The 14,282-nt window shown below is 46.1% G+C and carries 12 protein-coding genes and 1 pseudogene; 3 read left to right on the forward strand and 10 right to left on the reverse strand.

All coding sequences use genetic code 11. The annotated features are described in order from the left end of the window. Positions 1–165 (forward strand): transposase domain-containing protein (locus CRENPOLYSF2_RS07905; protein WP_140396754.1); only part of this gene is annotated, 165 nt, incomplete at its 5' end. Positions 166–306: 141 nt separating this feature from the next. Then, the gene (locus CRENPOLYSF2_RS07910; protein ID WP_140396827.1) at positions 307–492 is read left to right on the forward strand and encodes a hypothetical protein; all 186 of its coding nucleotides are present in this window, start codon (positions 307–309) and stop codon (positions 490–492) included. A gap of 402 nt (positions 493–894) precedes the next feature. Here the strand turns inward: CRENPOLYSF2_RS07910 and CRENPOLYSF2_RS07915 are convergent, their stop codons facing one another. The 10 genes from CRENPOLYSF2_RS07915 to CRENPOLYSF2_RS07960 form a co-directional block, all read right to left on the reverse strand. Continuing rightward, positions 895–1,305, reverse strand: coding sequence for an ExbD/TolR family protein (locus tag CRENPOLYSF2_RS07915; RefSeq protein ID WP_087143417.1), 411 nt, complete (start codon positions 1,303–1,305; stop codon positions 895–897). A gap of 5 nt (positions 1,306–1,310) precedes the next feature. After that, complete coding sequence (locus CRENPOLYSF2_RS07920; RefSeq protein ID WP_087143418.1) at positions 1,311–1,973, reverse strand: MotA/TolQ/ExbB proton channel family protein; 663 nt, start codon at positions 1,971–1,973, stop codon at positions 1,311–1,313. 47 nt (positions 1,974–2,020) lie between these two features. Beyond that, positions 2,021–2,896 (reverse strand): energy transducer TonB, encoded by an 876-nt coding sequence (locus CRENPOLYSF2_RS07925; protein ID WP_087143419.1) that lies wholly within the window; start codon positions 2,894–2,896, stop codon positions 2,021–2,023. 70 nt (positions 2,897–2,966) lie between these two features. Then, positions 2,967–4,169, reverse strand: a complete 1,203-nt coding sequence (locus tag CRENPOLYSF2_RS07930) for a sialidase family protein (protein WP_087143420.1) — start codon at positions 4,167–4,169, stop codon at positions 2,967–2,969. A 76-nt stretch (positions 4,170–4,245) separates the two neighbouring features. Beyond that, positions 4,246–4,770, reverse strand: coding sequence for a copper resistance protein NlpE (locus tag CRENPOLYSF2_RS07935; protein WP_087143421.1), 525 nt, complete (start codon positions 4,768–4,770; stop codon positions 4,246–4,248). 206 nt (positions 4,771–4,976) lie between these two features. Then, complete coding sequence (locus tag CRENPOLYSF2_RS07940; protein ID WP_087143422.1) at positions 4,977–6,242, reverse strand: PepSY-associated TM helix domain-containing protein; 1,266 nt, start codon at positions 6,240–6,242, stop codon at positions 4,977–4,979. Positions 6,243–6,322: 80 nt separating this feature from the next. Further along, positions 6,323–8,725: a TonB-dependent siderophore receptor gene (locus CRENPOLYSF2_RS07945; protein ID WP_087143423.1), complete on the reverse strand. Its 2,403-nt coding sequence runs from the start codon at positions 8,723–8,725 to the stop codon at positions 6,323–6,325. A gap of 115 nt (positions 8,726–8,840) precedes the next feature. Then, a complete protein-coding gene (locus CRENPOLYSF2_RS07950) occupies positions 8,841–9,365 on the reverse strand; it encodes a copper resistance protein NlpE (protein ID WP_087143424.1) in 525 nt (174 codons plus the stop codon). Positions 9,366–9,570: 205 nt separating this feature from the next. Continuing rightward, entirely contained in the window at positions 9,571–10,833 is a 1,263-nt protein-coding gene (locus CRENPOLYSF2_RS07955; RefSeq protein ID WP_087143425.1) for a PepSY-associated TM helix domain-containing protein, read from the reverse strand. A 111-nt stretch (positions 10,834–10,944) separates the two neighbouring features. After that, positions 10,945–13,257 carry a TonB-dependent siderophore receptor gene (locus CRENPOLYSF2_RS07960; RefSeq protein WP_087143426.1) on the reverse strand — a complete coding sequence of 771 codons (2,313 nt, stop codon included), beginning with the start codon at positions 13,255–13,257 and terminating at the stop codon, positions 10,945–10,947. Between the two features lie 557 nt (positions 13,258–13,814). Between CRENPOLYSF2_RS07960 and CRENPOLYSF2_RS07965 the strand changes: the two are divergent. Further along, positions 13,815–14,282, forward strand: a pseudogene (locus CRENPOLYSF2_RS07965) (amidohydrolase family protein); the annotation flags it as partial.

Genomic DNA, 14,282 nt, shown 5'->3' on the forward strand with positions numbered 1-14,282 from the left:
GCGGCGGCAATCCAGAGCCTGTTGGGCACGGCAAAGCTGAACGGCCTGAACCCGGAGGCCTGGCTAAGGAACACCTTGGAAAAACTACCGACTTGGCCAAACAGGCGTATTGATGAGTTATTGCCGTTTGCACCGGGGGCTATTGAAAAACTCAGGCAGGGGTAGTGGTTTTGGTGCTCTGCTCTTATGATGTGCGTGTGGGGGTATGGGTTGTTTTTTGAAAAAATCTAGAGGATATCAGAGCCGATGACAATGCTTTAGGTGGTTGCGCTAAACGCTTACAGAGTACAGGCGCGTGTACGGGATGTGAGTTTTCAGACCCGAAGCGAAGAAGGCACGAAAATAAAGGACACATTCCTGACGATTAACCAGACCGCAAAAAAGCTGGGCGTGAGTTTTTATGATTACGTTTACGACAGAGTGGCAGGGAAGTTCGACATGCCGTCCTTAGCAGATTTGATTGCCCAAAAAACGCAGCCAGTGCCGATTTGATATTGGGCTTACCCTGGAATTTAAAGTAGATACGTAAATTGCTTGCGTTGGGTTGTCATGAGTTTTCTCTTTTCTCGTCCAGTCAGTAGTTTAATTTAACTCTAAACTGTGTCCAAGATTATTAGACCATAACACTCGGTTTACCCCAAATGATATGGCAGTTGTCATCATAAAACGAGACCTGTGCGAAAAGGCCACCAATTAGGCATGGCGTGCTTTCAAATCGCTTTCACTAGCAATCTCAAGGTCAAAATGCTTCAGTTCCGGCAAGGTGGTTTGTCCAAATAATTTGTTCATGGGCAACCACTGTTTGGAAACTCGCTTCTTAAGCCAGATGGGGCGGGCAAAATACGAGTCCTGGAAAAAAGTACGACCCATAATCCCCCGCCCATCATTGGCACACTACTCTTCGACCGTAACAAAAGCTATTTTGGAAATGCCCACCTGCTGTACTGTCGCCATCACTTCCGCCACTTTTTTATAGATGACACCTTGGTCGGCATACAAATGTACGCCAATTTCTTTATTTTTGGTAAAAGCTGCGGTCAACGCCGTTGTCAATGCGTCCAGGCTGGCAACCGGTTCTTTATTCAGAGTGATCGCCCCCTGGGCATCAATACCCAATTGTAAAGGCTGATCATCAATATTGGGGGTTGTTTCCGAGGTCTTCGGCAAGGTGACATGTACGGATTGAGTCAACAACGGCGCAGTCACCAGCAAAATAATGACGAGCACCAGCATGACATCCACCAAAGGTGTCACGTTAATTTCACTTATCGCACTGTCACTGTCTGATTTAGGTTTAAAGGCCATGCTATTTACCCCTGGGTTTGGTTATCGGGGCTTAATGCGGCATGCATAAAGCTGGTGAAAAAATTTTCCAGGCCGACACGGTGTACTTTGGCGCGGCGTACAAAAAAATTGTAGGCCAATACCGCTGGTACGGCCACGGCTATACCGACGGCCGTGGCAACCAGGGCATCCCCAATCGGGCCTGCGACCACATCCAGGCTGGTGGAGCCGCTGGCGGTAATTTGGTGCATGGCGTGCATAATACCCAACACCGTGCCAAACAGGCCGACAAACGGGGCGGTGCTGCTGATGCTGGCCAGCATGGTCAGGCCGCTTTCCATCAGGTGCTCTTCCTTTTGCATTTGCACCAGCAACGCTTGTTCCAACAGCTCGCCGTGCTTACCGCGAAACTTCAGTTGCTGGCTACCAGCGCGGCTTTCCGCCAACCAGGCCAAGCCTTGCTTGGCAATGCGTGCTTGTGGCCCCCTTAAGACACCCTCTGGTAAGCCATTGGCCTGGGATAATGAACGGGCACTCCAGAAAGATGCGTTAAAGCGGCGGTTACATGCGCTGTTTTTCCAAAATTGCCAGCATTTGAAAACAACCAGTGTCCAAGTCACTACCGAAAAAGCCAGCAAGGTGTACAGAGTAGCGTCAATAATTAATGTGGGTGAAATATGGTGGGGCATTCAGTTATCCTTCTTGTGTTGTTAAAAAAATGGAACAAAAGGGGGTATCATCGCAAATCAAACCGAAAAGTTTTGCTGGCATTTTGGCTGACGGGTTTGCCATTGGTTATCCTGGGCTTAAATCGGAAGCGCTGGATAGCGGCCAGGGAGGTACTTTCAAAAGTACCTGGCGGTGAACAGCCTGCCGTATGGGCATTGCTGATTGTCCCGGATGCAGTTATGGTGAAAGCCACCGTACATTTGCCTTCAATGTGGCGGCTTTTGGCCATCATGGGGTAGCTGGGTTTAACGCCGGACAATTCTGCCACGCCAGAATTGACGTTGCTGTCGCCGTCGTTGCCGATTTTTTGTGCGGGCCGACTGACGGCAGCGGGTCGGGTAGCCATGATGGGCGAACGGATGGCTGCTGGCGGACTCCATTGTTTTGTTGGGCTGGCTATGGTTGTCGGCACATTAACTGCCGTGGGTTTGCTGGCCAGTATGCGTTGTGGCCTGGGTTGTTGCACGGCTTTATGGACTACAACCTTGGGTTGTGTAACCGGTTTATGAACCACAGGTTGTTTTTTGACAACCGGTGTTTTTTCTTTGACTGGCGGCTTGCCTGCTTGCTTTTTCGGCGGGATCTTTTTGGGTATGGGCTTGGGTTTTTCTATTTTTGGTTCGGGTTTTGGCTCCGGTTTGGGCGGCAATATCACTTGCACAATTTTTAGCACCTTGGCTTGCTGAGGTGCATCGGAAGGTTGCAATAGCCAAATAAAACCGATCACATGCACAATGCAGATAGCAACCGCCAGCAGACCAAGCAGTGGACGGTGGCTTATTTCCCTGGAAAGGAGGGACAAAACGCTTTGCGGGTTTGTGTTTTGGGTGGCTGTCGTCATTTGAAGTTCAGTATTATTGTAGAGTTTTAAGGGTGATGTCATTTCGCACACGCTTGGCTTTGCGTTTTTGCAGCCAAAGAATAACGCGAGTAGCCTATAAGGCCATTGCTCCTTAGTCTATTTGAATTAATTGAAAACCCTTGTCGGCACTGTTCCAGGACAGGAACAGCCGCTTGCCGTCATTGATTAGCGCCGGATGTGCCGATGCAGAAGAGGTGTCCGCCACAGTTGTTGGCGCTGACCAATGGCTGCCATTGTCTTCTGAGTGGATGGCTTGCACACGGGTTTTGACACCGTCAAACTCTTTCCACACCACCGCCAGCTGTTTACCTAATGCCATTACATCCGCCCTCCCTGGTAACTTGCTGCCATCACCTAATTTTAACGGTTTTGAAAAGGTTTTGCCCTGGTCGGATGACACCGCATAAAACAGCCCGCTTTGTGCTTTGCCCTGGCTGAACCAGGTGATATGGTAACGGCCATCGTCACTGATGGATAAGGCGGGGCCGTGGGTTGGACAGCCCTCTATTTTCCAGTCGTCATACGTCACTCGCCAAGGTTCGCCAGCTGTGCCATCCGCAGCCAATTTAAACATCCCGTGATCCCTGATATTGCCAGGGTAAACGAACCTGGCCAGTACCACAGGGCGCCCATCGACATCCATAGCCATCGCACTGCGGCAACAGGAACAAATGTTTTTTGCAATACGGTGGTCAGGAGGAAAAGAATGAGTATTTGAAAATTCGGTGGCAACATAATATATCGACAAATCCCCGCCGCCGGTTTTTTTGTATTCCGTTGCATCACGGTCGTCATGCCATAAAAAATGCGCTTTGCCCTGGGAATCTATCAACATTTCTGTTTGGTAGTGGACACTGGCATCGGCCTTTGAACTGACTTTAACCGGTTCACTGAAATGGCCACCGTCTTCAGACTTGCTGAAAAAAGTAGTATAGTCCTGCTTGTCATCCGCGAAATAAAGCACATACACCCGGCCTTGCTTATCAACAGAAAGCGACGGCGGATTCTCATTCCAGCTATTTATAGCCTGTGGTTTGGTGTTGATACGTAGCGGCTTGCTGAAAGTTTTGCCGTAATCCAGCGAGTAATCCACGGCAACTGAGTCTTGTGCCGGATTTACCCGCCACAAACGTCCATCCGGCCCAAAGGCTGCTACGGTAAAAAGTTTTTGGTTGGGCTTGGTTTCCTCTGAATAAACGGGGGCATTTGCCATAAACAGGAATAAAAGCGTAACCAGGATGCCTATAACCCCCCTGTATAGTTTTAGGACTGTTTTTAGTTTATTTTGCGTCATTCTAATCCCCAGTTGTGTGGTATCGATGAGAGGGTAAAGTGAAATATAGCGAAAACCCAGCGCCCACCCATCCAAATCAATGAATATGCACCTGACGCGACTTGACCGTATCGCCACGACGTAAAGTATGGCCTTCTTCGTCACCTACCATTGTTGTGCCATCGGTATTAAGCTGAACCAGCGTGCCTTCATCGGCAATGCGGTAATGTCGGGTGGATTGGTTGCGCGCCGTCAAAACCAAAGTACGGGCATTCTCAGTCCAGGTATATTTGCCCTTCTCATAAAACTCCCTGGACGATTCTTTGGCAGGCTGCGTTACGAGCAGGTAATTGTTATGGCCTTTTAAAGACAAGGTCGCCTTAATCCCATCGCAATCTTTGCACGGCAAATAACCATAAAAAACCCCGTGAAATTCTTGGCTCTTATCAAAGGCTTCGGCATGGACAGCATGGTCGGGGTGCTTCAAAATTTCAAGCGCCTTAAGCGCCTCTTCCTGCATTTCCCTATCCGATGCCGCCCATACAGGGTTAAAAATAGAAACCAGACTGCTAAAAATACACAGCATCAGGTTTTTTTTTAATCGTTTTGTTAATGCTTGCATTTAAGTCTCTCTTTTATGAATGGGTATTTGTTGATTGGCCCTGGGTTTCATTTTATACAGAGCTGCCCTGATTAGGCGAAATAGGCGAATTTTCGCGCCAGTAAACCAACCCTGTCAAACCAAGTCCTAAGTGATGGAGCCTGGCAGCGAATACGTCCTATAATTGATCCGCCTTACAGTCGTGGAACAAGTCGGTGACTAATTTATCACTGTGCATCATAATGTTCGGTTAAGTTATTTAGCAGTGCCTTAGATAAATGATATCGTTTGGCTCTGCGTTTTTGCAGCCAGCGGATAACGCCCGTTACAAACAACACCGGACACGCCAAGCCGCTTAAAAATACCAAAATACGCCCTGTCCAGCCAAACGCTTGCCCAGAATGCAATGGCCATTGCCAATGGGTGAATACTTCGCCTGCCGTTCCGATACTCGGATCATCTACATCCAAAATAACACCACTGTATTGGTCGATAACTACGCAGCGCCGATGCAGGAAGCTACCCGCTGCTTCCACACCGTTTTTACAAACGGTATAAGTGCTGATCGGCGTGGTTGCGCCATAAAGCCAGTCAGCACGGCCTGTTGGGTAACGCGTGTTAGCAATCGCCACGGCATCCGCCATCGTGATGGCTTTGCTATCCGGCTTAGGTGTTGAGTTAAACCAATAGCGGTAGGTAACAGGCGAAAACAGTTCCAACACGGGCACGACATGCTCAGGGACATCCATATACACACCTGAAAACAACACGGGTATCAGTACGACGGTTGAATAAAAACCGAAAGTTTTATGCAAATCAAAATTTAAACGCTCAACACTGGCCTTGCGTTTTATCGTCATGGCCGGCAGCCATTTTCCGGTCAACGGCCACCAAAGGATCAGACCAGATAATACCGAAATGATCAATAAAGCCCCCATTGCGCCCACAATCAAGTAACCAGGATCCTCGTCTAGAAACAGTGCATAATGCAGCTCGAAAATAAAACTAATAAAAGTTTTGGGGAACGGGCTATCCGAAGAGCTCATCAGCTGTTTACCGATAACTTCTGCCGTATACGGGTTTATGTAAACTTCCCAGCTCTCAGTGACATTGGTGTTTATGGGCAACAAATAATTATCTTTAAACGCTGCACCATTATTCCGCGGATAAGTGCCGCCCGTATGGACGGCGTTTTTTGGCATGGCCATCTCCCCTGCCTGAAAAATATTACCTAAAGGCTTATAAGTTGGATTATGATCCGGTATAGCTACCGTCATCAGCTTAGGATTCAGCAGTTCATTAATTTCAGCATTGAAAACAAGAATGCTGCCAGTAATGCCGAAAATAGAGATAAATAAACCTAATACCAATCCCAGCCACAAATGGATATCCAACCAAAACCTTCGTCGGACTTTTAAAGATACCCACTGTGACCTATCGGCTTTTGGTACTGGAATATTATGGGTTTGTTTAACGTCTGGGTTATTTTTCATAATTCACAGGCAATCGATGTGCCAGGGTACACTATTAAGTACCCTGTACCAGCCAACTGATTTTTAAAAGTGAAGCTAATTTAAAAATCATAACCAACAGTTAATGCCCAGTTAAGGGGTGACTGTGCTTGTACGGCAAAATTTTCTAATGTTTCGTAGTATTTCACATCGGTCAGATTTCTTAAATTTAACGCGAGCCGCATATTGTCTAATTTATAAAACACACCAAGATCGAAACGGGTATAAGCAGGCAGTTTAAGGCCAAAGTTAGGGAGTGTGGCTTCTCGTTCGCCAACATGAACAATACCAAATCCAGTAGACAACTTACCCGGTATCGACAGTGGTAAATCATATACACCCCAAGCATTGGCTGAAAAATGCGGCACACCGAACAAACGATTACCGACTTGCGTTGGATCAGCGTGTTTCTCTACCTTGGCATCTAGCCACGTTAAATTGGTAATAACATGCAGGTCAGATGTTATATCCCCAACTAGGCTGGTTTCTATACCTTGGCTGTGTTGCTCGCCGTTATTGACACGAAATCCCCCTGTAGGTGCTGAAATAACAACATTTTCCCGAGTGATATCGAACAGGGACAAGGTGAAGTCAAGGCCATCCCTGAGCGAATGCTTAATTCCCACCTCATGTTGTGTACCCCTATCGGGATCAAAAAGCTTGTTGTTTTTATCACGGCCTAAATTGGGTACAAAAGATTGGCTGAATGAATAATACACCGATGTTTTTGGTGTAATGGTATAGAGTAATCCAACACGCCCCGTATCGGCAGAATCTGATTTTTCATCTTTGGAAGTTCCTAATGGGTCTTTCGTCGCCGTTTCCACTTCATCATGCCGCCATCCAGCCAATAAGCGCCAGTTGCCCCATTTGAGTTGATCCTGCAAATAGACAGCGTTGCTGTCTGTCGTGTCATGTGAACCAAAACCGACTTTTTTCCCAGGCACAGAACCTCCATAAACAGGATTGAGCAGGTTAAATTTTTTATCATATTCACTAAAATCAGCTGTATAGGCAAAAAGGGAGTGAATAGTTTCAAACCCTGCAACTATCTGGTGGTCAATGTCACCGGTTGTGAAATGGCCATACAGTTCACTTTGGGCGACAATGTTCTGTTGGTGTTCATCAGGCGATTGATAAGCATAACGGGTAATAGCATTCGCGGGTTCGCTGGGTTTTCTGGCAAAATCGGAATTGATACTCAAAAAATCCCGGTCTGTCCTTGAATAATAAAAACCCTGCCGAAAGCGCCAATGGTCATTAAAGCTGTGTTCAAACTCTAAATGGTGGGTATGGTTGAAATTGTTAAGGTAGGTAAAAGGCTCCGTCATAGTGCGGTTGGCTGGCAGTTTTAAAGCATCGGCAAAATTGGGCAAACCATTAGACCATCCATTTTGCTTAGTTTCCTGGAACTCGGCCTCATACATGATTTTTGTATTGGGCGTAAATTGATAGGTTATAACGGGAGCTACGAACCAGTTCTGTGAATTTTGGAAATCAAAATAACTGTCTTGCCGATCACCCGCCACGTTTAAACGCAGCCCGACATCGCCTATTTTTTTGTTCAAATCAATAGCGCCGCGGAATCTACCAAAACTACCGCCCGTAAAATCTGTCCGAACAAAATCCATATCCAGCGGTTTTTTGGTGATAGTGTTTATTGCACCGCCAGGTTGGTTAGTGCCGTAGAGTACGGAAGCAGGCCCCTTGACGAACTCAACACGCTCAACATTAGCGAAATCACGTGGCGTATATTTTTCAACTAACCGATAACCGTTGCGATAATTGAGGGAATCATTACTGAAACCACGGATCAAAAACCATTGCGAAGGTGCGTTGCCATAACCCACAATCGGTTGAACACCAGCAACCACTTCTGCTAAATCATTGGGGCTTTGCATACCTTTGTCTTTAATAACTTGTTTGGGTACAACTTGGACTGTAATCGGTGTTTCTAAGAGTGGGGTATCAGTTTTAGTGGCCGTACTGGAACTGTATGCGCTATAGCTTTTATCTTCTTCATTATGCCCAACCACCGTTACTGGCGCTAACTCAACCACTTCCTGACTAACGGGCGGCACGGCTGTTGACGGTTTTTCAGATCGCACCGGCAATATCGCTTTTTGGCGCTGAGCCACTTTCCTAACAGGCGCAGCTTTTAAAGTAATCAACGTGTTATCCACCACCTGGTACTGCATACCACTATTGTTTAACGCCCGCGCCAAGGCCTGGGTAACCGTATAACGCCCCTGCACGGGCGCGGCGCTTAAGCCTTGCACCGCCGAATCGCTGTAAACCAACTTAGTGTTGGAAGTTTGCGCCAATTGATCCAATGTATTAGCCAACGATTGACACGGCAAATCAAACGCATACTGCGCCTGTGCATCCGCTTTGGTGGTGTTTGTTAAAGCAAATAAAACCAGCATTTCAACTAAGGGTACCGTTAATTTTAGTGAGCTTTTCATAAAAGGCCTTTAGGTTGTTTAAGGGGTAGTCAACAGTACTTTTTAGGTGTACTACCCCTATAAACGAACAAAGCCCCCTCAACTGGACATTTTTTTAAAAAAATATTTTTATCGCTTAGTGGATATGAACCTGGCGCGACTTAACCGTATCGCCACGACGTAAAGTATGGCCTTCTTCATCACCGAGCATGGTCGTACCATCAGTATTCAACTGAACCAGCGTCCCTTCATCGGCAATACGGTAATGCCGGGTGGATTGGTCGCGTGCCGTTAAAACCACAGTACGGGTATCTTCATCCCAGGTATATTTGCCCTTCTCATAAAATTCCTTAGAAGATTCTCTGGCGGGTTGGGTTACCAGCAAATAATTGTTATGGCTTTTTAAAGACAAAGTCGCCTTAATGCCATCGCAATCCGCGCAGGGCAGATAACCATAAAAAACCCCGCGAAATTCTTGGTTCTTATCCAGAGATTCCACAGGGGCGCTATGACCGCCGTGCCGTTTCATTTCAAGCGCCTTAAGCGCCTCTTCTTGCATTTCCCTGTCCGATGCCGCCCATACAGGGTTAAAAATAGAAACCAGACTGCTAAAAATACACAGCATCAGGTTTTTTTTTAATCGTTTTGTTAATGCTTGCATTTAAGTCTCTCTTTTATGAATGGGTATTTGTTGATTGGCCCTGGGTTTCATTTTATACAGAGCTGCCCTGATTAGGCGAAATAGGCTAATTTTCGCGCCAGCAAACCACCCTGTCAAACCAAGTCCTAAGTGATGGAGCCTGGCAGCGAATACGCCCTATAATTGATCCGCCTTACAGCCGTGGAACAAGTCGGTGACTAATTTATCACTGTGCATCATAATGTTTGGTTAAGTTATTTAGCAGTACCTTAGATAAATGATATCGTTTGGCCCTGCGTTTTTGCAACCACCGCATAACCCCAGTTACGTACAATACCGGACACGCCAAACCTGCCAGCAACACCAAGATTCTGCCCGTCCAACCGAAAGCATGACCACTGTGCAAAGGCCATTGCCAATCTAGGAGCACATCGCCTGCACTGCCTGTACCGGCAGTATAGGTTTTAATGATTTGGCCGCTATATTGGTCGATTGCAAAATCTTGGTAGCCGATAAACTGCCCAACCTTATCGACATCGCGCTTCATGACGACAAAAACATCAAATGAGTTTTTGGGTGCATTCAACATCCACAAGCGCCCAGATGGGTAATTTTTCTGCACGATATTTTCTACTGCCGATAAGCTGACGGTGTGCTGGCCATTTATTGGGCGCGTGCTGTGTATTTCTGGTGGCATCGATTCAAAGACATCAGGCCGGTGAATGGGCGTGAACAATTTGGCTACCGTATTGACGGGATCCGGTAAGTTCATATAAACCCCAGAAAAAAACGTCGACAGCAACACAAAGCTTACATAAAAGCCGATGGTTTTGTGCAAATCAAAAATCCTGCGCATGCTTCCTGCAGAACGTTTGATGGTTAAGGCTTGTTTAAATTTGCCGGTGAGCGGCCACCAGACAATCAGGCCGGTTAACACGGAAATAAAGCCTAATAGCCCTAAAATACCTACTGTAATCCGCCCCGTATCCCTACCTAACAGTAAACACCAGTGCAGTTGCATGATAAAGCTGGGCAGAGGCCTAGCCCAGTCATTATCTTTGGGAAACCAAAGCTGTATACCGTTAACGTTGAGTGTATAGGGGTCAACGAAAACCAGATAACCATCGCCTTTACTGCGGGCTGGATTTTGTTCCCGCACAGAATACAAAAATTTGTAGGCGGAATTGTCCTTGTAAGGGTAATAGAGCCTGGTAAACTCACTGTGCGGCGGCTTGGCTTTTTCAGCCGCCGCCAGCATGTTGTCTAAGGGTTGCAAGCGAGCTTGTGATCCAGTCGGCACAGTTGTGGTATACAAATCTGGGCGTAGCAGTGGTTGCGATTCCTGGTAAAAAACCAACAACCCGCCCGTTAAACCAATAACCGCTAAAAATAAACCGGCCACTAAGCCTAAATAAAGATGCACATTGAGCCATAATTTTCGACGCGCTTTGAGATTGGCCAAACGTTTATTATTTTTGTTATCAGTCATTGGCGCATTTGGGCAAAAGTTACTTTTAGATACTTGTTAAGAATTCTATAGCTTAATAAACAGGGTATGTTGGATTGCCGCTCACAGGCAACCCAACAACAGGGGATAACCTTAGTATTCCAATTTGATGGAACCCATGACCGTCAAAGGCTCGGCAGGCAAGTTATACCGGCGAGCGCGCATGCTATAATACTCAGCATCGTTGACATTATTAATATTAACTTGGGTAGTCAGCAGAGTATCGCCCAGTTTCTTTTTATACGCCGCCATCAAATCCAACCGCGCATAAGCGCCGTCAGAATAACTGTTTTCTGGATCACCAAAGCGACGACTTGCCGTGTACACGCCAGCCCCCATACTAAAGCCATTTAGCATTCCGTAGTTAAAGTCGTATTTCAACCAGAGGCTACCTTGGTGTTCTGGCGCGTAAGGCAGTCGATGCCCGACATTCGCCCCTTTATTTCTCGGATCGTCGGTAATTTTGGCATTTGTGTACGCATAAGTGCCAATCAAGCTTAAACCCTCAGTGATTTGTCCTTGTATATCAAACTCAACGCCATTGCTTTTGCCTCTAACGGGCACGGACAACTGGATAAGATTACTATTGGGATCCTGGAAGAACTGGGTTCTTTCCAAATCATAATAGGCCAGGTTGGCAGTCAGTTTGCCGTCAAAAAATTGGGTTTTTAAGCCGCCTTCAAATTGGGTGGCTGTAAAAAGATCGTAAAGCTTGGCTCCACCCATGTCATAATCGTTGGCAGGACCAAAAGACTCAGAAAAGTTACCGTACACTGACAACCAATCGGTAGGCTCATAGAGAATGCCGACCCGAGGGCTTACAAAGGTATCGCTACGGGAATCTGCTGAATTGGGCCCATTCCAACTCAGATCTTGAAATCTTTGCACCCAGTCGTAACGGAAGCCACCCATAATGTGTAACTTATCCCAAAACGTCATATGGTCTTGCAAATAAATCGCTTGCGAAGTGTTTTGCGTTTTAATGTTCCAAGTCGTCTTCGGCGCGTTACGGTATTGATCAACCGGCAAATTTGATGTGCTTGGGTCAAAAGTGAAAATATTAATCTTATCCTTGTCATCTACTGTACCATCGCCGTTTTCATCCACTTTGCCACTCAAGACTTGATAGTTTAAGTTAGTGTCGTGAAACTCGCCGCCCAATAGCACCTTATGCTTAACGCCATAGGTCTCAAAATCGAAAGTACCGTTAATCCAGGAGGTGAGTGAATCGGTTTCTTCTGGGCTAAACCAAGTGTTGCGATTAGTTTTTTTATAATTTGGACTGGTTGGATCTTCATCAACCTTACTCAGATAGATACCTTCCCAATTCTTCTGGGTGAGATAGCCAACTGCACCAGCATTCAGCTTGATGTTATCGTTGACACGATGGTCAATCCTGAAATCTATGATGTGATTGGTCGCGCTGTTGCTTAAACCCTTCTGTGCAAAAGTTCTGGAACGCGGAATATTGGCCAACTCTGTACCGAACGCTGGAGTGCCCGCATCGTAGGTATAATTATCGTCAAAATATTCATACGACAAGGTTAATTTGGTATCGGGTGTGGCTTGCCAGCTTAAGGTCGGCGCAAAAAAGATACGGTCGTTGCCCATATTTTGGCGGAACGAACCTTTATCCAAATACGAAAAATCTAGGCGGTAATTCAACCCGTGTTCTTTGCTTAATGGCCCTGTGGCACTGGCTTCAGTACGGAAGAAGTCGTAGGAGCCAAAACGTTGCTCAATAGAATAATGCCGCTCGGAACTGGGCTGCTTGGTGACGGTACTGATCATACCGCCCGGATCCCCAAAGCCGTACAGCATTGCAGATGCGCCTTTTAATACTTCGACACGCTCGACATTGGCCAGATCAAATTTAGCAAACGGAATGCGGATGCCATTGCGGTAATTCAGTGTACTTTGCAGAAAGCCACGCATGACAAATTGTTCGAACATGCCACCGTAACCGTGATAAGACTGCACACCACTCACATTTTTGACGACATCTTCCAAGCGGTAAGCCTGTTGGTCATGCAGGACTTCTTTGGGTATAACCTGGATGGATGCAGGAGTTTGTTTAAGAGGGGTATCGGTTTTGGTGGCGGTGCTGCTGCTGTACACCGCATAGCCTTTTTCTTCATCATTCGCCTGGTCAGTAATGGTGACTGGCGCCAGCTCTATGGTTTCATTTGAAGCGGCCTGTGCCGACTGGCCTACTTTAACCAATTTGCCTTTTGGGTTGGCAGTTGGGTTTAGGGTATCTGCAAAAGCCACGGATTGTAAGGCCAAAGCAAGAAGAACAGCGGAAGTTAAGGGTTTTCGATTTTTGGGGTAGTGGTCATTTTTGATACTACCTTGAACAACAGATATAGGAAAAAAGGCTAAGCGAGATCGTTGTGTTAGATTCATAGTTTTAATTGTTTTTGGCTACTAGCAAAACAGCATCCTGCCGTTTGCCACTGGCTATCAACAACACTTAGATAGCCAGTGACACCTGATTTCCATAAACAGGTTTAACACATTAAGCAAAACTTAAGCCAAGCCTTATTTATTATTTCTCAGCAATACTTCAAACCATCATTAGCTATTGATAGTAAATGCTTTTTTATCTTTATGTCGATAACAACAATCTCTTGTCTTAACGAAACCACCTTACCCTTTTAATAAAACTACGTCATATAACACAATAAATTATGGAAAATGCGTTATATAACATAGTTGAAAGCCTTTAAATTATTTATCCAATTGAATTTAAAGAAAAATTATTTATGGCATATATAGTGCTCTATTATGATTATGGAGTAATAAATTTCATGGACACGGTGGTCAATTTAATAACAAAAAATGCCATCCATATGATTTTAAATAATATATACAGCGTTTTCAACTTAGAACGGTTACGCTGTAACTATTCAACTGTGAAAACGCTGTAAATCCACAACTGCACGTAAAAGGAACTAAAAACCATGAAAGACAAAAAACCTACCCGGCTATTAACCGTATTAGCATGCCTCAGTGCCTGTTTTAGTGTATCGGCACACACCGCACCTTCGTGCCAACTGTTGGTTGCAAAGCAGTTGTTTGATGGCGTTAACTTTCCCAAAACCAATATGGCGGTTTTAATCAAGGGCAATAAAATCCACAAAATCGACAGCGCCGATAAGCTGAGTGGCTACCAATGCCAAAACAAAATTGACTTAGGCGATGCGACTTTATTGCCAGGTTTCATCGAATCTCATGCTCATATCACCTTCCAGAACGTGGACAAGAAAACCGTACTGGAACACGGCATCACCACCGCACAAGATACCGGCGGCCCGCTGATGAAACCGCAGGGCGGCAACGGCAAACTGCGCCTGTTGAGCACCGGTCCCAGTCTCCAGGCAGCGGGCGGCTATCCGCTGAATGTATTTGGGGGAGAGGGAGGTTACGAC

The sequence above is a fragment of the Crenothrix polyspora genome (assembly GCF_900163755.1).
GTDB classification, from domain to species: Bacteria; Pseudomonadota; Gammaproteobacteria; order Methylococcales; family Methylomonadaceae; genus Crenothrix; species Crenothrix polyspora.